We start from the raw sequence: 26,512 nt of genomic DNA, 5'->3' as shown, positions 1-26,512 counted from the left end.
ACATTGCACAGCAGCCGCTGTAAGCGTTAATTAATTAAACTCAGTAACTCGTGCACGGTTTTTACTGGCGTAATTTTAGCCCCTAGTCCTTCCATCGATTTATGGTAATTACGAAACGGGATAAATATTTCAGTAAACCCATGCTGAGCCGCTTCTTTAACCCGTGGTACACCGCTGTCGATTGGGCGCACATCGCCGTTTAAACTAAGCTCTCCCATAATGCAGGTTGTACGCGGTACAACAAACTCGTTTAAGCTGCTTAAAAGCGCGGTTACTAACGCTAAATCAATACAGGTTTCGGTTTCATCGATTCGTAAGCCGCCCACAATATTAAAAAACGTATCGTGAAATATTTTAGTTTTGGTGTGTTTGCGTAAAATACCAGTGAGCATTTTTATTCGGTTCATGTTTAAACCCACGCACACACGCTGCGGAAATTCGGCTTCGGTTTCGGTGGTTAAACATTGAATTTCGAGCAATAAGTTACGGTTACCTTTTCGGATACACGTAATAGTAGAGCCTGGTGATTCAGTACTTGATCCCGATAAAAAAATCTCGCTGGGGTTATCAACACTTAGCATGCCGCGTTCGCACATTTTAAAAATGCCTACGGTATCAATATCACCAAAACGGTTTTTGTTAGCTCTAAGCGTACGTACCTGTCCATCATTCGTGTCAATGTGCAATAAGGCATCCACTATATGCACTAATGTTTGCGGCCCTGCAATTTCGTTGTTTTTATTTACATGGGCAATAATAAACATAGTGACATCGTTTTGCTTACAATACTGAGTAAGCGCTTGTGCGGCACTTTTTACTTGCGAAGGCGAACCTGGGCTGCCATTTGCAGTGTCGGTTACAACCGCCTGAATAGAGTCGATAACAGCAAACTTAATTTTATTTTTATCAAGTTCTTCAATAATGGTTTCTACGCTAGTTTCAGAAAGTAAATAAAGCTCATCGGCGTTATAGTTAAGCTTTAAGCGGTTTACACGGTTCTTAAACTGCGACAACGACTCCTCAGCAGTACAGTAAAGTGATGGCATACGCTGCGACATTCTGGCTACTAAATCAGATAATAGCGTTGTTTTACCTGCCCCTGGGTCGCCCGATATAATATTAACCGAGCCCGTGGTTACGCCGCCGCTTAGTACACGGTCAAGCTCGCCTATTTCTGTTAGCTGCTTTTCGGCCTCGGTGGTGGCTACATCATCAATTTTTTTAGAGCCACCACCAATACCACCTGCATAACCACCAACGGTTGCTCGCGCAGCGGCTTTTTTACTTTGCCCTGCAGAGGGTTTAAATTCTGCCAACGTGTTCCACGCACCACAGCGACACTGACCTTGCCAACGTTGGTAGTTCATACCACACTCTGTACAAACAAATTCTACTTTTGCCGCCTTAGCCATTTATAACCTTACCTACTATTCTTTAATTTAAAATGCATACATTTAGTTGTTTATTTTATCATGGGGAGAACGACATAGCAGCGCTACATTGCTAAAGCCACTCTAGGATCTATATTAGAAACAAACACATGTAATTTTCTCTTTTACTTTAAGTTAGGGCATACTTATTGCTTTTAAATACTTTAAAGTAACTTGCCAACAAATTGGCATTTAACACATAATAACAAGAGTTAAACTGTACTTACACGAAAAATCGTACCTATATTAATAACATAGCACGATGTTACGTTTATTGAATTTTTCAAATAAATGGACTTTACAGTATACCTACTTTTCAATTAGACGGTGACGATTTATAAATGGCTGAAGACATACTGCTCAAACACGAAGACCTCGTAAATGAGCTAAAAACCTATTTAGGTAACGCAAAGTTCGACCTAATTTTCAAATCTAAAACGGCAGGTTTAACAAAGCCTGAGCAGTTTTTAATGAAAATGGAAATGTCGCGCCTATCTCAGCCAGTTGCCCGTTTTGTTGACCTGCGAGGCTTAGTAACAGGCCAAGTTCGCCCGTATGAGCACAATGGTAAACAACACTTTATGGATGACACCGCCATAGAAGTATTTGAGGCAGCCTTAAAACAACACGGCGGCTATACTTTAGCGGTATACGAAGCGGTAATGAATACCGAAAACAACCATCGCGTACTACAAAAGCAAGCACAAGAGCAAAGTGATACACAAGTTGAAAACGACACTCTGACTACCAGCGTAATAAAATTTGCCTCTTATGAAAGCCGCTCTGAGGAGCGAATGAACTACTCGATTAAAGTTAAAATTGAGTACAACGATAAGAAAAACATTGCCGCGAGTACCTCAGATATCTCTTTGAGTGGGTGTAAAATTAAACTTCCTACCCGCCAAATTATAAAAAAAGGGCAGCTAATTGCCATGCGGCTAGTAGGGCTTGAGCAAGATTTTGAGCTAGGCCTTAAAAATGGCATTCAATATGAAGTAGTTGCAGTTGAAAGCATATCTCGTGAATATAACCACATTCGTTTAAAGCGTACTTTTATAGAAAAAAATGAAGCATTCGATAATTTTTTAGATAGCTTTATAAACGGTAATAAACGCCGCTATAAAGTGAACTTAGATAACACCCTAGATGCAGTGGTTTCAAAGGGTTATGAGCAATATTATATTCCGCGCGTTACCTCTTTATACGTGTTTTTAAGTAAAAAAGGCGAACAAATTGTTCCTAGTTTAAGCCTAACCACTGAAAATAATATTTTTATTCAGCGCTATTTTACTGATGAACGAAAAGTGCCCTGCTTATATAGCATTTTAAATAATCAACGTATTAGCCAAATGCTTACCCAAGTAAACGCAGTAAAAGAAGATTACTTATATACGTTTACTCATGTTTCTGCAGGAAAAATTTATTACTACTCAGCCACGCGTACAGAGCTTAATAACAACCCTAAATTAAGAAACCAGTTTTTAGGGTTTGGTAGCCAAAAAGACAGCTGGCAATGCTTTAAGTTACAAGTTATGCCAAGCCACCCTGATGATTCGTTTATTCCATTATCGTTGCCTAATTCGGCGGGTAAAAACATAGAAAAGCTAAATAAGCCACCTTCTCCAAGAGTGGCAGGCCTTATAAAAGATGTAAAATACATTGCGGTTTTAACCGCCATTGGCAACAGTGAAGAACAAGCGCATTATAAGAAGCAGCCCTACGATAAGGCGTTAGTTAACCAGCTTAAACATTTTGGCCACGCTAAGCATAATAAGCCTCCTTATTTAGATATTGTGCCACTAGAGTATGTAAACTTACGCTCTCACAAACGTTACTTGTATAAAACACCTGCCGAGCTTACGTTTGAGGATAAGCAGTATCAGGCTCATACTCGGGATTTTTCGGTTATGGGTTTGCAATTAGAGTCAGCCTCGCCGGTTAGCTTTAAAAAAGGCGATATTGTTTTACTGTCTTTCCCCGATTTACAAAAAATAACTAAAAAGCATAATTTAAGTGAGCTTAAATACGAAGTGATGGCAATTAGTAAGTCGTTAACGACCATTAATTTAAAAGCCAACAGAGTTGCTGACTTACCACATGCAGGGGTTAACTTTTTTACCCAATTAATTCAAAGTAATAAAGATAAATTAAAAGTGTCTGAAGAAGCCCCTAAAATAGAAGGCCTTTCTACCGCACTGAGAAATATGGTGACCAAAAGTGTGTGCCAATTCCCGCTTTATTTACATAAAGAAGCAAGCCACTTTATTCCAGGCGCCATAGGTTTTGGTTTATATGCCAGCCCAATTCACGTGATTTTACAAAATTTTGGCTTATTAAATAATAAAACTGACCTAAGCCATATTTTAACGCAGCAACAAATTATTGATGTGATCACCCCAAGCATTAAAGATCGTAGCCGACAAGACCCGCCTTTGCCGTTTACACTCGCAATTAATTTTGACCCTAAACAAGATAACATTGAAAAGGCTGTGACGAGCCAATGCATACTAGGCGAAAACTATTCAAGCTTTAGTGAGCAAATTAGCGCAGGCGTTAAATCTGAGCTGGTATTTGTTATGCGCTTGTACTTATCGCGAACGGGTCGCCCAGATACAGACTACCTATCAAACGAACTTAAATATGTAAGCCAATATGCAATGCACAAAGCAAAAGACATAGAAGAAGCGCTGTGGGCAGTATCTGGGGTGGGTGATATTGTAGATATAACCGACGAAGCGCTTAGCCATTTAGAGTTAGATCAAAAGCAGGTCGCTCAAATGAGCCGCAGAAAGCTGTTATGGTTAAACCGCTTGCGCTAAGCGGCTTAATACCAATCGACTTAAAAGTTTATAGCGTGCTAAATAAAGCGTTAATAGCGTTATAAATGTCTAAATAACTTAACCCGATTGGTATAATTAATTTTGGTGGATATTCTCAGGTTACTTATTTAAGGGAATAGCCAACATATACAACAATTGCAGTAACGAACCCTGACATATAGCCGCTTGCGCTTGCTCCACCACTTTTGGTTTACCGTGTACGGCAACGCCTAACCCTGCTTTTTCCATCATGAGCAAATCGTTTGCACCATCGCCAATGGCTACCGTTTGCGTATTTGCTAAGCCCAGCTTTTGCTGCAGTGTTTCTAAAACAACCGCTTTTTGCTGCGCATCAACAATGGCACCAGAGACTTTTCCTGTCAGTTTATCGTTTGCAAATTCAAGCACATTAGCATGTACTTCATCTAAATTAATCAGCTGCTGCACACGCTCGGCAAAGGGCACAAAACCGCCTGATGCTATAGCAAGATACCAATTATGCTGCTTTAATATTTGGCATAACGCTTTAATACCTGGCATTAATGGTAGGGTGTTTTTTAGATCTTCAATTAAGCTTTGTTCTATGCCGGCTAACTTTGCTACACGCTGATTTAAACTTTCGCTAAAATCTAGTTTGCCCGCCATTGCAAGCGCGGTCACCGAAGCCACATCGTCATATACATCTGCTAAACGTGCAATTTCATCAATGCACTCTATGGTGATGGCGGTAGAGTCCATATCCATAACCAGCAGCCCTGGCTCATATAGGTTGGGTGGCGTTGTAACTTGCACTAGCTGAAAATCAAGCGTGTTTGCAAACTCTCTTAGCGCAAGCGGGTTAATTTTTTGCTCTGCCTCTGGGCTATAAAAACACAGAGCTGGGGCTAACCCTAAGTCGGGCTGATATTGACATACAGCGGTTACTTTAAGCGCGTGCGTTTTTAAAAAGTCGATAATGCTCGTTACATGCTTTAGTTCAAAATCGCCCGCAAACGCAATACTAAATAACCCAACGGCTTTATCTGGTATTGTTTGAGCAGGAGTAAAACTCCCTTCTTTGTAATCAAACCATGTGTTTAGCGTTAAAGAATGTAATGCTTGCTCAGCAGCTGGCTGTGCCATGTTCATTTGCGACATGGGTTCTCCGTGTTTGTTATTTATTTTTCTAATTTGGCGTATCAATTAGGGTATTCATAACGCTAAATTCGCCATCGGGGTAGATTTAAGGTTATAGTTAGCGTAGTTGTAACATCAAATCAAAATGCTGTCAGTAGCATATACGGTGACTATGAAAAATAACCATATAAAAAGCCCTTTGTCTGCATCACAAAGAAAGCGAATCGTTCGCTTGTTATTGGCTGCGGGCTGTTTTGTATTACTGAGTTTTGTAGGTGTTAACAGTAGCTTTGAAAGCCACCAACTACTTTATAATAGTGCCGATAATACTGCCAAAAGCTTAACCTCATTTATGGCTCTTAATGCTAAAGAGCCTCTGCTTGCTAAAAATAAGCCGCAGCTTAGAGCTTTGTGTAATGATATAAGCAAAGACGAGTTTGTACTTTCAGCCACAATTTACGATCAGCAAGGCGTACTTATAGCCAGCAGCGATCACTGGCAATCGCACCACATATTTGGCCAATTGCCAGAGTCCACCCCAGGGATTAGTAAACTAAAAACCCCATTTGTTGAGCCCGTTGTAAGCGACATAGATAAGCCTTTAGGCTTTGTATCTATTACTTATTTAACCCGCGCGGCAATATCTGACAGCCACAATCATTTTCATGATTTAGGCAGGCAAGTTTTATTAATGCTAGTAATAGCCTGTATTTTTACATGGCAGCTAGGGCGAGGCCTAAAACGTTGGCAGGTAAATCGCTATATGCAAAAAACCTCAGAGCAAGAATCGTAAAGCTGCAGAGCAAGTTCGGCTTTATTACTATTTGGCTTTAAGCTACATAAAACTTCAAATACAGCAGGAATATGCGCAGGGGTGTTAATTTCTCCCTGATGGCCACTTAATGGCATTGAGGGCGCGTCCGTCTCAAGCACTAAATGCTGCGGTTCTATTTGAGCAATTACATCACGGGTTTTTGCTGCTCGTTCATAAGTAATAACGCCACCTACACCTAATTTAAAGCCCTGTTTAATATAATACTGTGCTTGTTGCATGGAGCCTGAGTATGCATGTATCACCCCGCCATATTTTGGCTTGCAGCGCTTAAACGCATGCGCAATTAAATCATGGCTTTGCCTGTGATGCACAATAAGCGGCAGCTTGAGCTCATTAGCAAGGGTAATGTGTTGCTCAAATAGGCTGGTTTGTTTTTCAAGGTCATCAATACTTCTATCAAGCCCGCACTCCCCTATTGCCACCAACTGCTTTTTATTGGCTTTTGCAAAATCGAATAACTGCGCTAAGTGAGCATCTTTATGCTCATCTAAAAAGTAAGGGTGAAGCCCTGCGGCAATATGTACTTGTGGGTATTTAGCTTTAAATTCAATTAGCTGCTGAGATTGCGCCAAGCTAATACCTGGCACAACAAAGCGCTCAACACCTTTAGCCGTACACTCTTTTATGAGTGATTCGCGCTTTGCGTCAAACTCAGTAAAATCGAGGTGGCAGTGGGAGTCTATAAACTTCACAGCGTAAACCGGTTAAGGGTTTAAACGTGTTATTTGCCAGCTATTATCGGTTTGGCGCTGATATATAAAGCGGTCGTGTAAACGATGTGCGCCACCTTGCCAAAACTCTATTTTAGAAGGGACTACGCAGTAACCGCCCCAAAAATCAGGCAATGGAATTTCACCATTAGCAAATTTACTCTTCATATTAGCAAAGGTTTCCATAAGCACTTTACGCGATGAGACTGGCCTGCTTTGCGCTGAGGCCCATGCTGCTAATTGACTTTCTTTAGGGCGCGATAAAAAATACTTAGCGACTGCAGCCGTCGGTAATGGTTTTGCCTCGCCGTATACAATCACTTGGCGCTCCATATGGTGCCACGGAAAGTGCAGCGATATTTTGTTATTGCCTTTTAGCTCTTGCGCTTTACGTGAGCCGGTATTAGTAAAAAATACAAACCCGTTATCATCTAAATGTTTTAGCAATACAATACGCTGTGAAGGTTGCCCGGTTTCATCAACCGTTGCCACAACCATGGCCGTTGGGTCTGGGATATTACTGCCCACAGCATGCTCAAGCCACGTTTCAAATTGTTTGAATGGATCATCTTGCAAGTTATCTTCGCTTAGCGCGTCTTGCAGGTATTCACGGCGGATGTCTTCGAGTTTCATAAACAAATCCTTCTCTGTTTATTAAAGCGTATGTGGGTAAGTTAAGGCCAGGCAATCAATAGTAATCAGTAATAAGAACAATTTTATATTTTGGGTTAGTGCTTAGTTAATGTTGGGTTTCGTTTCACTCAACCCAACCTACGGTGCTATCAGCTATCAGCTATCAGCTATCAGCTATCAGCTATCAGCTACAAAATTGATTAACTTACAAAAGTTCGTCAAGTAAAGCCTAAAATCATCTGCAAGTGTAGGAGTGCTAGCAAGGCGGTAAAACTATTTATGCCAAGGAGCATACGGTTTGTATGTGACTTAGGCTAAATAGTTTTACCAACGCAGCTAAAGCGAACTACACGAAGCAGAAGGTGATTACATTTGCTCCATGACTTCAATGCCAAGCAAATCCAATCCTGTTTTTAGTGTATCTGCCACTAAATTACATAACACTAAACGGCTGCCACGTACGCTTGGCTCTACGCCTTCTTTAAGCACTGGGCAGGCTTCATAGAATGTCATGTATAGGCTAGCTAGCTCGTATAAGTAGCTACATAGTACGTGCGGAGTAGCCTCAGAGATCATTAAATCAAGGACTTCTTCAAGCTGAAGCAGTTTAAGCGCGAGTGCTTTTTCTTGCGGCTCGGCTATGGCTACATCTGCATTTAGCGTAGCGGCATCGACACCTGATTTACGGAAAATACTGCGCACACGGGTATAAGCATATTGTAAGTAAGGTGCTGTTGCGCCTTCAAAGCTTAACATGGTGTCCCAGTTGAATATGTAATCGCTGGTACGATGCTTAGAAAGATCAGCGTATTTAACAGCGCCAATACCTACTTTACGCGCAATCTCGCTGCGATCATGATCTGATAAATCAGATTCACGCTCAGCAAGTTTTGTTGCTGCACGGCTAATCGACTCTTCAAGTAAATCAGCAAGTTTTACTGTACCACCTGTACGGGTTTTAAATGGTTTACCATCGGCGCCCATCATGGTGCCAAAAGGGCAAAACTCATAGCTTGTTTCATCGCGTAAAAGGCCTGCTTTACGTGCGGTAAGCTCCACTTGATTAAAGTGAAGGCTTTGGCGTGCATCAACAAATATTAAAATACGCTCAGCGCCTAAGGTATTTGAGCGGTAGTTACACGCGGCTAAATCGGTGGTTGCATATAAAAAGCCGCCGCCAGATTTTTGCACAATAAACGCCGATGGCTCACCATCTTTATTAGCAAGTTCATCTAAAAAGACCACTTGTGCGCCTTGCGACTCTACCGCTATGTTTTTATCTTTTAATAGGCTAATAATATCGTTAAGCTCACTGTTGTAAGCACTTTCAGCCATAATATCGTCTTGGGTAAGCGTTACGTTTAGACGTTTGTAAACTTCTTCAGAGTGCTTAACAGAGGTCGCTATAAATAGCTTCCATAGCTTTTCACAGTGCGCGTCGCCACCTTGTAGTTTAACTACATAGTCACGGGCTTTATCGGCAAAGCCTTCTTCATCGTCAAAACGTTTTTTTGCATCGCGGTAAAACGTTTCTAAATCAGCAAGCGCTACCGACTCTAAGTCTACGCCTTGGCTAATTTGATCTTCTAAATGCGCAATTAGCATACCAAATTGTGTGCCCCAATCGCCCATGTGGTTTTGACGAATGACTTTGTCGCCTCTAAATTCAAGCGCACGTACAATGGCATCACCAATAATGGTTGAACGTAAATGGCCTACGTGCATTTCTTTTGCAAGGTTAGGTGATGAGTAATCTACCACGACAGTTTGTGGATTTGCGTGCTCGTTTACAGCCAGTTTTGCATCGCTGTTTGCTGCTTTTACACTGTTGGCTAAAAACTCAGGCTTTAAATGAATATTAATAAAACCCGGGCCGGCAATTTCTGTTTTTTCAGCGATGTCGGTTACATCTAGGTTATCAATAATTTTTTGCGCAAGCTCACGTGGGTTGCTTTTCATTTTTTTAGCGGCGCCCATTGCACCATTAATTTGGTAATCACCAAACTGTGGGCGTGTGCTTTGTGTAACAGCTGGGTTTGTGTCTTCTGGTAGGCCTGCCGCGGTCATGGCGGCAATGGCTTTTTCTACTAAAATAGTACGAATGTTCATTATATTATTTACCTTTGTAAGCCCGCCATAGCAGGCTTTCAGTTAACTTTAGTCAGTCGATTCTAGTTTTCGCGCGTATGGTTAAAGGTTACCTCTGGGTAACGCTCTACCGATAAGTTAAGGTTTACACGGCTCGGTGCTATGTAAGTTAAGTTATCGCCACCATCGAGTGCTAAGTTGCTTTCGCACTTACGTTTAAACTCTTCAAACTTTTTAACATCGTCGCTGCTTACCCAACGTGCCGTATTTACATTTACGCCTTCGTAAATTGCATCTACGTTGTACTCAGCTTTTAAGCGCGCTACAACTACGTCAAACTGAAGTACACCTACCGCGCCTACAATTAAATCGTTGTTAGTAAGCGGTCTAAATACCTGTACAGCACCTTCTTCAGAAAGTTGTACTAAGCCTTTTAATAATTGCTTTTGTTTGAGCGGATCGCGCAAACGAATACGACGAAATAGCTCAGGCGCAAAGTTAGGAATACCGCTAAATTTAAGCTTTTCGCCTTGCGTAAAGGTATCACCAATTTGAATGGTACCGTGGTTATGCAAACCAATAATATCGCCCGCATATGCATCTGCTGCACGCTCACGATCGCCCGCCATAAAGGTTACTGCATCAGAAATACTAATTTGCTTACCAAGGCGTACGTGGTTCATTTTCATGCCTTGGCTGTATTTGCCCGAGACAATACGCATAAAGGCAATGCGGTCACGGTGTTTAGGGTCCATGTTGGCCTGAATTTTAAACACAAAGCCAGTAAAGTTTTCTTCTGTTGCGATTACTTGGCGGTCATCTGTTTCGCGCGGTAATGGCGTTGGTGCCCATTGCGTTAAACCATCAAGTACATGGTCTACACCAAAGTTACCAAGGGCTGTACCAAAGTACACTGGAGAAAGCTCACCTGCTAAAAACAATTCAAGATCAAACTCATTTGAGGCACCAATTACCAGCTCTAACTCTTCACGTAATTGCTCAGCGAGTTCTTCACCAATGGCGGTATCAAGCTCTGGGTTATCTAGGCCTTTTACAGTACGAACTTCTTGAATAGTATGACCTTGGCCTGTTTTGTATAAAACCGCTTCGTCGTTATGAATGTGATAAACACCTTTAAACTCTTTACCACAACCAATTGGCCAGGTAATAGGCGCACAGGCAATATTTAGCTCTGTTTCTACTTCATCAAGTAGTTCCATTGGGTCACGAATATCACGGTCACACTTATTCATAAAGGTAACAATAGGCGTGGTACGTAGGCGCGTAACTTCCATTAGCTTACGGGTACGTTCTTCTACACCTTTTGCGGCATCAATAACCATTAAACACGAATCTACCGCGGTCAATGTACGGTAAGTATCTTCTGAGAAGTCTTCGTGTCCAGGGGTATCAAGTAAATTAACCAGCGCATTGTTATACGGAAACTGCATTACAGAGGTAGTAACCGATATACCACGCTCTTTTTCCATTTCCATCCAGTCAGACTTTGCATGCTGATTAGAGCCACGGCCTTTTACAGTACCGGCTTTTTGAATCGCTTGTCCGAACAAAAGTACTTTTTCGGTGATGGTGGTTTTACCAGCATCCGGGTGCGATATGATTGCAAAAGTCCTTCGCTTGCTAATTTCGTTGATAATATTCTGGTCTGCCATTAATAAGTTCTTTTAGTTTGATGCCAAGTTACATGCATAACATTGAGTGTATGCAAGGCAACCCGTTAAGTTGATCGTTATTAACTGGGCTTTGAGCAATTTAGTGTGAATAAATTGACAACAATTAACGCCATATAGCTAATTTTTTAATAGTGGCAATTGTAACAGGAGTCGGTATAAAAGTGTGCTATCTAACTCAAAAATATCTTGGCTTTATATGCAAAAGGAAGGAGTAACTAATTTTAAGGGCCAGCAACCTGGTTACTGGCCTTGTAATTAACGCAATGTGCTACTGCGTTATTGAAATACTTGGCACCACCGACATACCTACTCGTAACTGCTTAAGCGCCGGCTGGTTTGCATCTAAGCTAATTTTAACCGGTAAACGCTGCACAATTTTGGTGAAGTTTCCCGTGGCGTTATGAGCACCAATGGCCGAGTAGCTCACGCCACTGGCAGGGCTTAGGCTATCAACGTGGCCGAGTAAAATTTGCCCTGGTAGTGCATCTACTTTTATTTCAACTTCTTGGCCTACTTTTACATTAGCTAGTTGAGTTTCACGGTAGTTTGCACTAACAAACACTTTATCAAGGGGTACAACAACCAACAGCGGGCTGCCTGGGTTTACATACGCCCCTACACGCACCGATTTTTGGCCAACTATGCCATCAATAGGCGCTGTAATTTGGGTGTACGATAACTTAAGCTCGGCATCTACTACACGTGCTTTAGCTTGTACAAGCACAGCTTTGGCTTTTTCAATATCGGCACGTAAAATTTCAATCTGCTGCTTTGCTGCCGCAAGGCCTGCTTGGTTTTTATGCAAGTTTGCTTTTTGAATAGCCAGCTTTGCTTGTGCTTCTTCTCGTGCTTGCACAGTGCCTGAGCCATCGGTTGCTAAGTTGGTATAACGCTTTAAATTTAACTGCGCTAATTTAAGTGATGCAGTGTCGGCCTCTACCGCAGCTTGCGCTTGTTGTACCAGCGAATCTTGATAAGTTAACTTAGCTTGCAAGCTAGCTACACTAGCTTTAGCACTATTAGCTTGGGCTTTAGCGGAATCTAGGGCCACTACAAAATCGCGATTATCTATGGTGGCAATTAAATCGCCTTTTTGTACTCGCTGGTTATCTTTAATGAGTACTTGATCTACCGTGCCAGATACCTGAGGCGCCACAAAGGTAAAGTCGGCTTGCACGTAGGCATCGTCAGTTGTTTGAGTTGCACTTTGCGACTCCGGTTTATTAAGATAAATAATACTGCCTGCAACAACGGCAAGTATAGTTGCTGCAACGGTTAATTTAACTACTTTTGGTAAGGCCATAATATATTACTCAACGATTAAAATTTAAGATTTATTAAGATTCGGGGCTGGTACAAAGTTCATACATAGCGCCAGCGGAATTAATACAAGTGCTAACACACCTAGCACCAAGTAGGCATCACCTACCGACATCACTAACGATTGCTGGGCAATAACGCCGCCTAATTGCTCATTAGGTATGGTGTTTGCCAATGAGTTACCGACCAGAGAGGCGCGGTCTAATAGCATTTCGTTATGAAAATGACTGCGCACCGTCAATAGCTGCCCCACAACAGCCCCGCCAATAAGCGAGCCAAACACACGTAATGTGTTTATGGTTCCCGAAAAAAACGGCCCTTCGCTTGGGTCTAGTACACTGGTCATTAAAAATAAAATAGAGACCACTGCCATGGGCTGGCCAAATGCTTGCAACAGCTGCGCTGTGATAAATTGATCGCGATGCCATAAAGGCGTAATTTGTGCGCCGCTAAAACAGGCCAGCGCAATTAAAAATAATCCAATTGACATCACAATGCGGGCGTCTACCCATTTTTTGTATAAAAGCAGTGCCACTACCGAGCCAAGTACAAGTTGTGGTAGCGCAATTAATAACCCTACTGGCGCTAGCTGTAGTGCTCTGTAGCTATGCAAACTGGCTAAATGGGTTGAGGGCAACATTGAGCCCGACATCAACACCACTAACAACATGGTAAGCAGTACAGAACCAATACCTAAATTGCGACGGCCTAATAATTGCGGTCTCATAAATGGCGCTTTGTGATGCCACTCGGTTAATACGTAGCAGCCAAATAAAATTAGCCCACCAAAAAAACACACACTAATAAGCGATGAATTAAACCAATCTAAACGCACACCTTGATCAAGCGCGATGGCAATTAACGTCAAAGACGATACGCCGCATACTAGGCCTAACCAGTTTCCTTCTTTAAAGCGCGCATATTTAACGCCCTCTTTTGGGAGCCCCCACGCAGTTAGTGAGCCTGCAATAATACAAAGCGGAATAACTTGCCAGTAAATCCAGCGCCAGTCCGATAACACATCAGCCCACTGCCCGCTTAGCCAAATAGCTAAATTTGGAGCGAATGTAGCGGTCATGGCGTAAAGCGCTAAACCGTGTAAACGTATGTTAGGGGGTAAAAATTTAAGTGCAGCCATCATTAATATAGGAATGAGCGCGCCACTACTTACCCCTTGCACAAAACGCAGTGCAATTAATAAGTTTAAATCATTAATAAAAGGCAAAATAGCCGCAATAACACCACATATAGTCACCATAGAAATATGAAAGCGTCTAACCGATAACGTAATAGCGAACCAAGAAGCAAAAGGCATAGCGATTAGCTCCCCAACGGTATAGGCGCTTGAAAGCCAAGAGGCATCATCTAAACTTGCCCCCATTACGCCCCTCACATCTGCTAATCCAAGTGCCCCTACTCGGTTATTTAAACCCGCCATCATAGCGGCAATAAAAATGCCTAATAACCCAGCCAGTGCTTGTTTTGATGGCCCTGCGGGCTTAGCAACAGGTGCTGCATTTTGTACAGGCACATTAATCGTGACTGCATTCATTACTCGCCCTCCGCCTTGGCTGACATTGGCGCAAGCGCACTTTCAGGTAACGCGTCTGGGTTCCAGCCACCGCCGAGAGATTTATACAAATTTACAACCGCAATCGAGGCATTGGTTGCACTGTTATTTAACTTAGTTTGGCTTGCTAATAAATTACGTTGCGCCGTTAAAACACTAAGGTAGTCGGCTGCACCTTGCTGGTAGGCTCTTTCAACGGTTTGTAAAGCCTGCTTATTAAAGTCGTGGGCAATTTCAACTTTGTGATGGTGATTTTGCTGCGCAGCCCAGCCATCTACTGCGTTATCAACTTCGTGCCACGCTTTTAGTACAGTTTGACGATACGTTAATGCCGCGTTTTTCTCGCGCTCTTTAGTCAGCTTAAGCTGTGACTTTAAGCGCCCACCCTGAAAAATAGGCAAATAAACATTTGGTCCCACTGAAAAAACACGTGAATCCCAGGTTGATAAATCACTCTGCGCATACCCTTCAACTCCTAATGAGCCCGTTAAAGTAATGCGTGGGTAAAAATTCGCTTCGGCCGCGCCAATAGCGGCAACAGCGCTGTGTAAGTTTGCTTGCGCTTGTAAAATATCTGGGCGGCGTTTCACAAACTCTGATGGAATAGCCGAAGGGATTTCGCTTGGCATAACAGGCGCAGCAATACGCTCGGCTAACAAAGTATTTAAGGCACGTGGTTTTTCACCTACTAGCAACGCAAGCGCGTTCATTAACACATTACGGCGCTGCGTTTGCTCTGGTAGCGCAGCATTAATTGTTGCCAGCTCTGCTTTTGCACTAATTGTTTCAAAACGTGTACTTACACCGTTTTTTTCGCGGCTTTGTGCAAGCTTTAACACACGCTCTGCAATGGTTTTGTTTTCGTGTGTTATGTTGAGCTGCGTTTGCGCACTGCGCAGTAACAAATATGTTTTAGCCACCTCGCCAGCTAAGCTAACACGCACGGCTTCACGCGCATACAAAGAGGCCTGCAGCATAGCGACGGCCCCTTCTTCAACACGTTTATTACGGCCCCATAAATCAAGTTCCCAGCTGGCATCAAAACCAAGCTGCCAAAAGTTATCAGGGTCTGAGGGCGCACCGAGTGCAACAAATTTACCATTTTCGCTCAACCCTTCGCGCTTGTAGTCAAACCCAGCAGATACACTGGGTAAGCGGTCTGCCGATGCAATACCCAATGCCGCGCGGCTTTGGGCAATTCGGCTTGATGCTAGCTGTAAGTCAAGATTGCCTAACTGTGCTTTGCGCTCTAGCTCCGTTAAAATAGGATCGTTTAAAATTGTCCACCAATTCCACGCCAATTCAGCATTACCGCGTTGTAGCTGAGTAAATTCGGGAGTTGGCTTTATAGCATCGTTGTTTATATTTGTATTAGGCTCTTCAAAGTTAGGACCCACTACACAACCCGACAAAGCCGCAGCTAATGTAAGCGCAATAGCTGAATGCCGCGAATAATTAAAAAGTCTTTTATTAAGACACTGATTAGCCATTTTTAAATCCTAAATTAATAACACAATTATTTATGTACTGTACCGCTCGGTTCGAGTGATAAGCAAAAAAAAGCTAAGCACGCTAATTGCTGCCTAGCCACACCTCAAATACATTTAAACAGGGTAATACCGATAGTTAACAGCTGCTAAAAACACCCTTAATTTAAAGCTCAAATTGAACTGTACCGCTCGGTTTGATATGCTAGCCGTAATTTAACATTATGTCAAGGTGAAATGTAATGACAAAAACGCTTACTAATGCCCAAAACACTCTGCCTCCAAGTGAATTAGAGCTTGGCGCAAAAGCACGAACGGTATTACACGCTGCACGTAAAATATTTTTAATTCATGGTTTTAATGGTGCAACCACCGACATGATCCAACGTGAGGCAGGCGTATCAAAATCGACGGTTTACGCTCACTTTGCAAATAAAGAAATTTTATTTTTAGCGGTCATTAAAAGCGAATGCGAAATATTTACAGCATCAATCGATAATATAACGTTTAAGCCAGGGAACTTAACAGAAAACTTACGCCGCCTTGGGCATGCTTATTTACAAATCGCTCTATCAGAGTCGGCCATGGCTCTATACCGAATTGTTGTTGCTGAAGCCCCCCGCTTACCCGCCCTAGGTCATATGTTTTATAACTCTGGCCCGCGGGTGGTAAAAGACAAAGTCTCTAATTATTTAAAAGCGGCAGTGGAATCTAAAGAGCTTGATTTTGAAGAATTAAACATTGAAGAAGCCACTAACCTATTTGTTGCCTTAATGCGCAGTGAGCTACATTTAATGTACTTAACTCACCCCGATCAGCCTGTGCTTAAAAAAGATATAGACCGCTGGGTAGAAGTAGCAATAAACTTTTTAGTGCGCTCTTACGGTACGGCTCACACTCAAAAGAACTAATTTTTAAATGTGTAATACTTTAAATAAATAGCATTTTAAAGCCACGCATTAATTTTAAGCGTGGCTAAATTACCCTTAATGCCAATGCCCTAACAACGCATATTTTAATGCATTGTGCTAAACACTAATAAATATAAAAATAGCGCTACGGGTTTACCCCTTGCGCTCAATTTATGACAGGCATTGATACTGCATTGTTAGCTATATAATTAAAAAACCAAGTAGCGCAGCCGCTAACTTATTTAAAACAAAGCTAAATATAGCGCCTTAAAATATAATCTCGCTTTCGGTGCTCACTAGCCGTATTTAAACCAATTATATACACACTTTTTTTACGCTAAATTAACCCAAATCAGCTTACGCTTCTTGTGTAATAAAGTCGTAACGCATATCATTGCTAGATTGCACGGAGGATAAGTAGTTTGGTCATGAAAACCAGTAAGTTAAGTATTCGATTATTATGGTATATAACCCCGCTTGTTATATTACCCTTGTTGTTTTTAGGTGGTTTTACATTAACTAACGTAACCAACTCAACACAAAAGCAGGCTGATCTTATAATGAGTCGCTTTGTTGAGCAGCAACAGCAAAAGGTTTTCAACTACATAGACTCGTTTCATTCAACAGCAAAACTACTGTCTACCTCGCCTGTTTTAAACGATTTTTTATCAAACGACATTCATGCTGATGGCAGCTATACCCGCCGCTTAGGGGCACTAATGGATGTTTTTGCCAGTTACAGCGAAGCCTACCCAGACATAATTAGTATTAACTTAGTCTCGGCCAGTGGTAAAAGTGACGCGTATTATTCTAATAATTTAACAACCGCACCGCAGTCATACCCATTTTTTAAGCAAGTACTGCAAAGTAATTTGCGCCAACAACAATTTATGGTGCAAAACAACGACGGCACCACCAACTTATTTTTTGTACAGCGCGTACAAAGTGTTGATTACTATTTAAAACGCCCACAACAACTTGGCTTTATAGTATTACAAGTTGAACCCTCCATATTAAACACCAGTATTTTAGAGGCACCTTATAACAACACCCTTAATTTACTGCTAACCAACGACGGGCAAATTTTATTTAGCTCAGACTACAGCTTACGCGGGCAATATATTACCGAGCACGAGCTTGAGCAGGTTCACGATTTAGCCGATGTAGGCACCCTTTCGACGATTGAGCTTTCGAGCATAGATAAAATAGAAAGAATGATATTTGCTGTACAAATGAGTGGCGGTTATTACTTTGTATCAACCATTCCAAAAGGCGTGCTTTATCAATCGGGTAAGGCAATTAGCTTAATCACAGGCTTAATTGTGATAATTTCGGTGATCACCCTGCCTATCCTTATTTTTGTGGTTGTGCGCAATTTACTGCTAAACCCAATTGAGCTTTTAGGGGCCGCCAGCCACCGTGTAGGTGATGGTGATTTATCGGTAAATTTACCTGCTCATACAAATGATGAAGTTGGCGTGTTGTTTAACGATTTTAACCACATGATCAACCAAATAAGACACTACCAAGAACAACTAGAAGAATATAAGCACCACCTAGAAGACAAAGTAGAAAGCCGTACTAAAGCGCTCGAAGCGATGAACAGCCAGCTTGAACTTGCCATAGCTCAAGCAGAGCAAGCTAACCAGCTTAAAAGCCGTTTTTTAGCAAATATGAGTCACGAGATTCGCACCCCACTTACAGCCATTATGGGCTTTACCGAGCAGTTATTAATTAACGATAAAGTGGTTAACGACAAACAGCATTTAAATACCATTTTACGAAACTCTAAACACTTATTAGAGCTAATAAACAACATACTCGATTTATCTAAAATAGAAGCAGAAAAGCTCGCTGTAGAGCAAGCCCCCCTTAATGTAGTGCAGCTGGTTCACGATATAGAATCAATTATTGAACCGCTAGCACACGAAAAACAACTCGGGTTTAGCATTCATTACGAGCTGCCATTACCGCGCACTATTTATAGTGATATGACGCGCTTAAAACAAATTTTGATAAACATAGCCAGCAATGCCGTAAAGTTTACCGAACAAGGCAAAGTATCAATTTGTGTGCATTATTTGCAAAGTAAGCAGCAGCTTGAATTTGTGGTTAAAGACACCGGTATTGGTATGTCTGAGCACCAAATAGAGCGTATATTTAAACCTTTTGAACAAGCCGATGCCACCACCACGCGCCGCTTTGGAGGCACAGGATTAGGTTTATGTATTTCTAAAAACTTAGCGCAATTATTGGGTGGCGATGTTACTTTAAAAAGCGAAATTGGCATAGGCAGTCGCTTTGCTATTACCGTTGATTGCCATATTAACGAGCCGAAACAGTCACTTGAGCTTTTAACTGAGCAAGCACAGCTTATTCCAGAAAAAGACCCTTTCTTGTCGTTTGCCACTTCTAGTTTTGATGCCAACATATTAGTTGCCGAAGATAACCCCGATAACCAGCTACTTATAAAACTGCTTTTACAAACCTGGGGCCTAGAGCCAGATATGGCTAACAATGGTGCACAAGCAGTAGAAATGGCGTTAGTAAACGACTACCAGCTGATTATTATGGATATGCAAATGCCTGTAATGGGCGGCCTTGAGGCAACTAAAATGCTACGTCATGCAGCCTACGATGGGCCCATTATCGCGCTTACTGCCAATGTAATGAACCATGATATAGACACATACATTGAGGCAGGTTGCGATAAAGCTCTGGCAAAACCCATTGATAAAGACGCGCTTGAAAACGTGCTAGTTAGTTACTTAAACCTTGAAAAAGATAATCAGAACAAGTGGGATAGTTTACTAAAAAGTGAAAAGTTTCAGCAAATTAACGATAACTATGTGGCTAACCTGCCAAGTTACTTACAAAAGGTAAACAGCTTAAAAGCCAGTAACGATGCAGAGGCACTTCGAAGCGTAGCTCATAGCCTAAAAGGCAGTGCGGGTTGCTTTAATTTTGACGATATTTACCACAGTGCAGCGCTACTAGAAGAAAACCTGCTTAGTAATGACCAAGCGCAGCGTCCCACCTTAATTGTAAATTTAATTAATGCTATTGAGCAAACCATAGCTAAAAGTAAAGTAACAGCCTAAAAATACGCGTTTTACTTTAAACGTTTATTTAGCGCTTAATTTAACCCTTTAACTAAACCCTAAGTTAAGCGCCATACCCATTAGTATGGCGTCTTCATAGCCATTTTTAGAGGGCTCATCGCTTGGGTAATAGTTTTTACGTACCGACATTTGCGTAAAGCCAGCATGTTCGTAAAGCGTTATTGCACGCGCGTTTGATTCGCGTACTTCTAAAAAAAGGTTTTCAGCATTTTGCTGCTCGCCATATTCAATAAACTGGCTAAGTAACTGCCTTGCAATGCCTTTACCTTGCTCACTGGGCGTTACACATATATCCATAAGGGTAAAGTCAGGCCCTGCCTTTTCACCTATATAAAAACCTACCAGGGTGTTTTCATCAAACGCCGCTAAATTAAAGTAACGGCCGCCCATGCAAGAGCTCATTGTTTTAAGAGACCAAGGATGAGAGTGGCAGGCAGTTTCAATAGCCATTAATTGTGCTATTGCGCTTTCGTTTACAGGTTTAAAGTTTATCAAGGTGTGTGCTCATTAAAGCCCATAAAGCGCGCTTATCAGAAGCACTGAGCTGTGAGGTTGGTAGTGTAAGCTTATCGTCGGCTAACTGTATGTCTGCCCCTTTTAAAACATGATTAATTGTTAAAGAAGGTGCACTAAAACGTATATCACTTAATAACTGCTTGCTCAGCGCTAAAGGCTCAGCTGGAGTGCTTTGTGAAACGGCTAAAGTAGGATCAGTATTTTTAGGACGATAATGCTGATTTAGTTCAAGGTTTTCTATACCAAAAATAGCTGCGTAACGTGGATGCATAACAACTCAGTAGATTAAACACTAGAACAATATATGAAGTAATAAAAACGATGTAAAGAAGAAATGGCAGGGTCGGTTTTGGAGACCGCTGTTCTACCAATTGGAACTACGCCCCTGCAATGTCGACGAATTATAGAGACCTTTTAGAAAAGGTAAAGTAAAAAATTAACTTTTTAGTTTAACTGCTTTTTAATTATACAAAACGCTGAATTAGCAAGCTAAATAGTGCTGTAAAGCCACTTTAGCTTTAACAGCACTTACCTTTAAAAAATAAATGCTGCTCAGCTTAGCGTAATTAAAACTGCAGTGTGTGCTTTAAAACCGTGCGTGCTTAATAACCGCGGTACTGTTTCTGCCTTCGCTTAGCCCAAACGCTATGTTGTAAATTCCTTCTTAAGTGTTAAATACTTTAAGTAGCATGGTGTATTTACACTTGCTGCTAGTTATTTTTATAGCGGTTTAGCTTGGTTGAGTTGCTGTATACATAAACAAGTCAATAACATTGGCAGCATTTATGATACAATTTAGCGTCTAGGGGATCCGCGTTATACCAATCGTGTTAAGTTATTAGTCGCTTATAGCGACAGATAAATAGAGCGGTTACAAGGCATTAATTTTTACATGTAGTTGCTCTACCTGAGAAATTTATAACGCTGTTAGCGCTTTATTTAGCTCGCTAGAAAGACTAAGTATTTAAGTCGATTGGTATTACCACCTAATTGCATATTTCATCATGTATCTTACTTACGCGGGTCATTCACAATGCAAATATGGAGGAGCTTTACTATTAGCAGTTGCTGGTAGTTCACGCCGTGTTATATGAAGTTTAAATCAAAAAAATACAGTATCGATTCAACCGATTACCAAGTAGGACAAGATAACGTTAGCAAATGGGGCATGGATATTCATACTAATGTATTTTCTGTTTCTATTGGCCTATCTCTACTTTTTATAATTACTCTACTTGCACTCTCGCCTAACGAAGCTAAAGAGGCGATTAACTCAATAAAAAATGCCGCACTAACTAATTTTGACTACGTATTTATGTGGGGCGCCAATATATTACTGCTGTTTGCAGTAGGTATTGCCGCTTCACCGCTGGGAAAAATTCGCCTTGGCGGCGATAAAGCAACTACAGACTATTCAACCTTATCGTGGGTATCTATGCTCTTTGCTGCAGGCATGGGTATAGGCCTTATTTTTTGGGGTGTGGCAGAGCCCACCGCCTTTTACACCGACTGGTTTGGCACGCCTCTCAATGCAGAAGCCTTTACCGAGCAAGGCCGAGAAATGGCTTTAGGGGCAACTGTATTCCATTGGGGTCTGCACGCGTGGGCAATTTACGGTATGACCGCTTTGTGCCTAGCCTATTTTGTTTATAACAAAGGCTTACCGCTTTCTATGCGCTCAATATTTTACCCGCTTTTAGGAGATAGAGTATGGGGCAAGTTAGGTGATGTTATCGATGTAATGGCGGTATTAGTAACCCTTTTTGGTCTTGCTACGTCGTTAGGCTTAGGCGGGGCACAAGCAGCCAGTGGTATTAGCCACGTGCTCGGCTTTAAAAGCTCTTTATTATTACAACAAGGCATTATTTTATTAATTATGAGCTTGGCTATCCTCTCTATTGTGCGCGGTATGGATGGTGGCGTTAAACTCCTAAGCAATATAAATATGGGCATAGCCTTTGTGTTTCTGGGTTTAGTGTTTATTTTAAACTTTACCACGGTACTTGATTCTGCCTACACAGCAGTAATAGGTTATGTTAAAAATATCATTCCTCTAAGCTACAGCACCGGCCGAGAAGATACGCAGTGGCTACATGGCTGGACTGTGTTTTATTGGGCGTGGTGGGTTGCATACGCACCTTGCTTTGGTATGTTTGTAGCGCGTATTTCAAAAGGGCGCACCATACGCGAGTTTTTAGTGTATGTATTACTCATTCCTACCCTTGTAACTACTGCTTGGATGTCGGTTTTTGGTGGTGTTGCGATTGATCAAATTATAAATGAAGTTGGGGTACTTGGCGCAAATCAAGGCATTACAGATGTAACGCTTAGCTTGTTTTATATGCTAGATGCTTATGCATTTGGTACGCTGCTTTCGCTTTTAGCTGTGGCGTTAATAATTATCTTTTTTGTTACCACCCTCGACTCCGGCTCTATTGTAATAGATAGCCTTACATCAGGCGGAAAACTAGAAGTACCTATAAAGCAAAAGCTAGTATGGGCCGTTATTGCCAGTATTATTGCTATGTTAATGCTGTGGATTGGTGGCACCGATTCAATCCAAGCATTGCAATACATTACTATTATTGCCGCCCTGCCCTTTACTATTATTTTAATTTTAGGCTGTATTAGCCTAGTTAAAGGGCTACTTACAGAAACCGAGCAACCTACGCCCGTTCCTGCAAAATAAACCCGCTTAGCCCACTTCACTTAATGAGTTTAGTGGGCAAGAGCTAACGGTTTTTAGGCATAAAAAAAGTCCGTGTAAGCGGACTTTTTATTATTTAGATAACAAAACTATGTTTGCTATCTAAAAGGCATTAACCATTAGTAAAGACGGGTGTTATTCCCACTCGAACATCAATGAGAAGAAAATGTATCTATATAACAGCCAGTTAGAAAGGTACTTTTTCTCAATACCATCATCTATACCATGCGCAGAATTTTTTTAATTTTTTGCTGATTGTCGACATATTTCATAACATTCCAAACTTATACAATAGTAGCTTGTTCCGTAGCTCCTTTACGACTAGCAACCACCAAAGCAAGACTTAGCAGCGTAATTAATGAAGCAGATAAATAAAGCGTACTAATATTCCAATGGTCTAAAATTCCTGCTCCTAATACGGCTCCCATACCAACAGCACCATTGAAAATAGCAGCATAAATAGCTGAAGCTGGTAATGCATCGTCTTTGGCTAATCGGATGACCCATGTTTGAAGACCAACGAATAGTATCGCAACACCAATGCCCCATCCGGATACGAGCAGCAATGTCATGATTTTGCTGTTAACAGTCGGAAGGCTAATTAACATCAAACACAACGAAATAAGTAGAAGCCCTGTGCTAAGGACTCTCTTTAAGTGGTTGTCTATATACATTCCGCACATGAAGTTGCCGACTATGCCAGCAATACCAAATGTCAACAGACAGATAGAGATCCAACTGTTTGGCAGGGCAATCACTGAAGAAAGTAGCACCTCAACATAAGTAAATGCAGCAAAGTGTGAAACGATACCACAAGCCGCAATGAGGTATACGATTCTCAACTTCGAATTTCGAAACACAGAGAAGAGTTGCCCCCTTCCCAAACGCGGTGTACCTGATACATGCGGAAGGCTTAGAGCCAGAGTTAATGCCGTAACAACAGATAATATTCCTAAAAGTGAAAATGATAATCGCCAGCCAGCATCAGCGCTTATCCAATTAATAAGTGGGACACCTAAAACACTCGCGGTTGAAACACCCCCGAAAATAATGGCAGTGGCTTTCCCCACGCTACTTTCTGAGACCAGCTGTGCGCCCAAAGTGCCAATCATTGCCCAGAAAGCACCATGAGCAAGAGCACCGACAAGCCTGGCAGCTAACAATACGCTAAAACTATGACTGACAGCTGCCACGCCATTGGACAGCCCCAACAATAGCATCAGTCCGACTAACAATGGTCGACGGGGTAAATGACTAATCATCATGACTGAAATTAAAGCGGCAGCGGCACCAAGCCATGCATACAAAGTAACAACTAACCCTGTAGAGCTAGCACTCTGCTGCATATCTTGTGCAATCGAAGACAACATACCTATTGGTGCTAACTCAGTAGCAACAACCGTAAATGACGCAATACCAAGCATAAAAACAGCGACCCAGCTGCGCCAATTTGTGTGGTTTAACGGGCTCAAGCGTTCACTCCTTTCATACCTTCAGTTGTATAACGCTCCCCTGCGGGCTGAAATTCTCGCACTGCTGATTCAATGCGGGCCAAATCCGCTGCCGTTAATACGACATCAGGAGCCCCCAAATTATCAATCAAATGCTTCATTTTCTTTGCACCCGGAATAGGTACGATGTCAGGCCCCTGTGCTAATAACCATGCCAATGCAATTTGTGCCGAAGAGCATGACTTACTACTGGCCATGCTAGCAACCACCTCTGTTAGCGGCCGATTTGCTCTTAGGTTATCAGGCGTGAATCTCGGTAATGATTGTCTTGCATCTTCAGGAGTAAAGTCACTGTCAGGCGTAATATTCCCTGTCAAAAAACCACGCCCTAATGGAGAATAAGGAACAAAACCAATACCTAATTCTCTACAAGTTGGCAAAACATCTTGCTCCACATCACGGGTCCACAGTGAATACTCGGTCTGCACGGCACTAATTCGATGAACAGCATGCGCTTTTCTCAGTGTACTTGCGCTGACCTCAGATAAGCCAATATTTGCAATTTTCCCCTCCTTAACCAATTGAGACAACGTAAAAACGGTTGTTTCTATAGGCACATTAGGATCTAATCGATGGATATAGTATAAGTCGATGCATTCAACACCTAAGCGGCGTAGTGAACTCTCACAAGCACGGCGAATATAATCTGGACTATTATCAATTACTCGTTGGTACTCCCCAGGACGACGTACAATTCCACACTTAGTCGCAACTTTAATTTCAGCACGGCTTTCTTTCAAAAACTCCCCAAGTAGCTGCTCGTTATGATAATGGCCATAAGTATCTGCGGTATCTAAAAAAGTGCAGCCAAGATCAATAGCTTTATGGAGCACCGACTTAGATTCGGCGTCATTTCTGGGCCCATAGAATTCACTCATGCCCATACAGCCTAACCCTATCTCGGAGACTTCAAGACTTTGACCTAATACACGTTTCTTCATGATTGATATCCCTTGGTTTACGTTGAGATATTCAGTATACTTTCCGAAAATGGAGATTCATATGCACATAAACCGCAATCAGATTTCCGAAAATGGAAATCAGAACAATACACCATCTTTGAATTGGGATGATGCCAGGATATTTCTCGCCATCGCTCGAGAAGGCACATTAAGTCGCGCAGCAAAACGATTAAATTTGGGGATTGCCACCACTTCTCGACGTTTAGAACGTCTGGAGTCTGCGCTACAGGTTCGCTTATTTACGCGTGACCAACAGGGCTATACATTAACCGATGAAGGCAGAGATCTGGTTTCACCGGCTGAAGCCCTAGAGCAAGCCGGCTTTGCTTTTGGAGATGCTACGTATCGTAATAATGATGAAGTGATGGGTCATGTACGCCTGGCAACAGCGCAAGGATTAGCTGATCACCTCATTATTCCAGCCATGCCAAAACTTATTGCTGCTCATCCAAATTTAACCGTGGAGATAGTCACGGGCGTGTCCACAGTTAACCTGCACCGACGCGATGCTGACATTGCCTTGCGTATGGTAAGACCGGAACGGGGTAATGTGAGCATCCGTCGACTAGGTACACTAGGGTTTGGGCTTTACGCCTCACAAGACTACGTAAACAATAGAAAGAGCTCAGACACCACTAGCCTATCTTTCGAACATGATGATTTCATCGGGTGGTCTGAAATGCAGCAAAATTTGCCAACAGCACAATGGCTAACAAAAATGTTAAGAGGAAAGCCTTGCCGCTTGACCACAACCAGCCTATCGGCACAAATGAGCGCTGTAGAAGCAGGGGTTGGTATGGCGATACTCCCTCATTTTACCTCTAAGAAAAGAGACTTGGTTTGTGTGCAAGGAGATGTGGGTTGTGATCAGCCGATTTGGTTGGCTATTCACTCAGACTTAGCACACTCACGCAGAGTTAGAGCTGTTGTCGATTTTCTGGATACACTGATTTCTGAAAACCAACAGTCATTATCCCCATAAAAAATGCCAGTCAGTAAAACTGACTGGCATTTCATTTATTAGCTATTTATGGCTAGCCCTACTCCCACTCGAATATCAACGAGAAGAAAATTAACATAT

At 42.0% G+C, this 26,512-nt stretch carries 19 protein-coding genes; 6 read left to right on the top strand and 13 right to left on the bottom strand.

Annotated features, from left to right (window positions below; all coding sequences use genetic code 11):
• Positions 1 to 26: 26 nt before the first annotated feature.
• Entirely contained in the window at positions 27 to 1,412 is a 1,386-nt protein-coding gene (gene radA, locus AN390_RS02125; RefSeq protein ID WP_004586161.1) for a DNA repair protein RadA, read from the bottom strand.
• A gap of 359 nt (positions 1,413 to 1,771) precedes the next feature.
• Here radA and AN390_RS02120 point away from each other — a divergent pair, with 359 nt between their 5' ends.
• Entirely contained in the window at positions 1,772 to 4,249 is a 2,478-nt protein-coding gene (locus AN390_RS02120; RefSeq protein WP_055252838.1) for a PilZ domain-containing protein, read from the top strand.
• A gap of 120 nt (positions 4,250 to 4,369) precedes the next feature.
• Here AN390_RS02120 and serB read toward each other — a convergent pair whose 3' ends face one another.
• Positions 4,370 to 5,386 (bottom strand): phosphoserine phosphatase SerB, encoded by a 1,017-nt coding sequence (serB, locus tag AN390_RS02115; protein ID WP_055252837.1) that lies wholly within the window; start codon positions 5,384 to 5,386, stop codon positions 4,370 to 4,372.
• Between the two features lie 151 nt (positions 5,387 to 5,537).
• Here serB and AN390_RS02110 point away from each other — a divergent pair, with 151 nt between their 5' ends.
• Positions 5,538 to 6,158 carry an AhpA/YtjB family protein gene (locus tag AN390_RS02110; RefSeq protein WP_004586158.1) on the top strand — a complete coding sequence of 207 codons (621 nt, stop codon included), beginning with the start codon at positions 5,538 to 5,540 and terminating at the stop codon, positions 6,156 to 6,158.
• Here the strand turns inward: AN390_RS02110 and AN390_RS02105 are convergent.
• The 7 genes from AN390_RS02105 to AN390_RS02075 form a co-directional block, all read right to left on the bottom strand.
• Positions 6,125 to 6,892, bottom strand: coding sequence for a TatD family hydrolase (locus tag AN390_RS02105; RefSeq protein WP_055252836.1), 768 nt, complete (start codon positions 6,890 to 6,892; stop codon positions 6,125 to 6,127). The two genes, AN390_RS02110 and AN390_RS02105, sit on opposite strands and share 34 nt — an antisense overlap.
• Positions 6,893 to 6,904: 12 nt before the next feature.
• Positions 6,905 to 7,543: a pyridoxamine 5'-phosphate oxidase gene (gene pdxH, locus AN390_RS02100; protein ID WP_004586156.1), complete on the bottom strand. Its 639-nt coding sequence runs from the start codon at positions 7,541 to 7,543 to the stop codon at positions 6,905 to 6,907.
• A gap of 366 nt (positions 7,544 to 7,909) precedes the next feature.
• On the bottom strand, positions 7,910 to 9,652 hold the full coding sequence (argS, locus tag AN390_RS02095; RefSeq protein ID WP_055252835.1) for an arginine--tRNA ligase: 1,743 nt from the start codon (positions 9,650 to 9,652) through the stop codon (positions 7,910 to 7,912).
• Between the two features lie 62 nt (positions 9,653 to 9,714).
• Positions 9,715 to 11,304 carry a peptide chain release factor 3 gene (gene prfC / locus AN390_RS02090; RefSeq protein WP_004586154.1) on the bottom strand — a complete coding sequence of 530 codons (1,590 nt, stop codon included), beginning with the start codon at positions 11,302 to 11,304 and terminating at the stop codon, positions 9,715 to 9,717.
• Between the two features lie 289 nt (positions 11,305 to 11,593).
• Positions 11,594 to 12,628, bottom strand: a complete 1,035-nt coding sequence (locus AN390_RS02085) for an HlyD family secretion protein (RefSeq protein ID WP_055252834.1) — start codon at positions 12,626 to 12,628, stop codon at positions 11,594 to 11,596.
• A gap of 24 nt (positions 12,629 to 12,652) precedes the next feature.
• On the bottom strand, positions 12,653 to 14,197 hold the full coding sequence (locus AN390_RS02080) for an MFS transporter (RefSeq protein ID WP_055252833.1): 1,545 nt from the start codon (positions 14,195 to 14,197) through the stop codon (positions 12,653 to 12,655).
• The gene (locus AN390_RS02075; RefSeq protein WP_055252832.1) at positions 14,197 to 15,705 is read right to left on the bottom strand and encodes an efflux transporter outer membrane subunit; all 1,509 of its coding nucleotides are present in this window, start codon (positions 15,703 to 15,705) and stop codon (positions 14,197 to 14,199) included. Before AN390_RS02075 ends, AN390_RS02080 begins: the two co-directional genes overlap by 1 nt.
• Positions 15,706 to 15,944: 239 nt before the next feature.
• Between AN390_RS02075 and AN390_RS02070 the strand changes: the two genes are divergently transcribed.
• On the top strand, positions 15,945 to 16,613 hold the full coding sequence (locus AN390_RS02070) for a TetR/AcrR family transcriptional regulator (RefSeq protein ID WP_055252831.1): 669 nt from the start codon (positions 15,945 to 15,947) through the stop codon (positions 16,611 to 16,613).
• Between the two features lie 428 nt (positions 16,614 to 17,041).
• Positions 17,042 to 19,714: an ATP-binding protein gene (locus AN390_RS02065; RefSeq protein WP_055252830.1), complete on the top strand. Its 2,673-nt coding sequence runs from the start codon at positions 17,042 to 17,044 to the stop codon at positions 19,712 to 19,714.
• Between the two features lie 48 nt (positions 19,715 to 19,762).
• On the opposite strand, the gene rimI is transcribed toward AN390_RS02065, so the two are convergent.
• Together rimI and AN390_RS02055 are read right to left on the bottom strand one after the other, a co-directional pair.
• Complete coding sequence (gene rimI, locus AN390_RS02060) at positions 19,763 to 20,230, bottom strand: ribosomal protein S18-alanine N-acetyltransferase (protein WP_029772791.1); 468 nt, start codon at positions 20,228 to 20,230, stop codon at positions 19,763 to 19,765.
• Entirely contained in the window at positions 20,217 to 20,522 is a 306-nt protein-coding gene (locus tag AN390_RS02055) for a hypothetical protein (protein WP_055252829.1), read from the bottom strand. Before AN390_RS02055 ends, rimI begins: the two co-directional genes overlap by 14 nt.
• An 819-nt stretch (positions 20,523 to 21,341) precedes the next feature.
• Between AN390_RS02055 and AN390_RS02050 the strand changes: the two genes are divergently transcribed.
• Positions 21,342 to 22,940 carry a BCCT family transporter gene (locus tag AN390_RS02050; protein ID WP_055252828.1) on the top strand — a complete coding sequence of 533 codons (1,599 nt, stop codon included), beginning with the start codon at positions 21,342 to 21,344 and terminating at the stop codon, positions 22,938 to 22,940.
• A 302-nt stretch (positions 22,941 to 23,242) separates the two neighbouring features.
• Here AN390_RS02050 and AN390_RS02045 read toward each other — a convergent pair whose 3' ends face one another.
• On the bottom strand, positions 23,243 to 24,430 hold the full coding sequence (locus AN390_RS02045; RefSeq protein WP_055252827.1) for an MFS transporter: 1,188 nt from the start codon (positions 24,428 to 24,430) through the stop codon (positions 23,243 to 23,245).
• Positions 24,427 to 25,410 carry an aldo/keto reductase gene (locus AN390_RS02040; RefSeq protein ID WP_055252826.1) on the bottom strand — a complete coding sequence of 328 codons (984 nt, stop codon included), beginning with the start codon at positions 25,408 to 25,410 and terminating at the stop codon, positions 24,427 to 24,429. The genes AN390_RS02045 and AN390_RS02040 overlap by 4 nt, the downstream gene beginning before the upstream one ends.
• On the opposite strand from AN390_RS02040, the gene AN390_RS02035 reads away from it, so the two are divergent.
• Positions 25,409 to 26,413 carry a LysR family transcriptional regulator gene (locus tag AN390_RS02035; protein ID WP_201780868.1) on the top strand — a complete coding sequence of 335 codons (1,005 nt, stop codon included), beginning with the start codon at positions 25,409 to 25,411 and terminating at the stop codon, positions 26,411 to 26,413. The genes AN390_RS02040 and AN390_RS02035 overlap by 2 nt on opposite strands.
• Positions 26,414 to 26,512: the final 99 nt, after the last annotated feature.

The sequence above is a fragment of the Pseudoalteromonas sp. P1-11 genome, from assembly GCF_001399995.1.
Taxonomy (GTDB): domain Bacteria; phylum Pseudomonadota; class Gammaproteobacteria; order Enterobacterales; family Alteromonadaceae; genus Pseudoalteromonas; species Pseudoalteromonas atlantica.
This window is presented reverse-complemented; position numbering and strand designations above follow the sequence as displayed.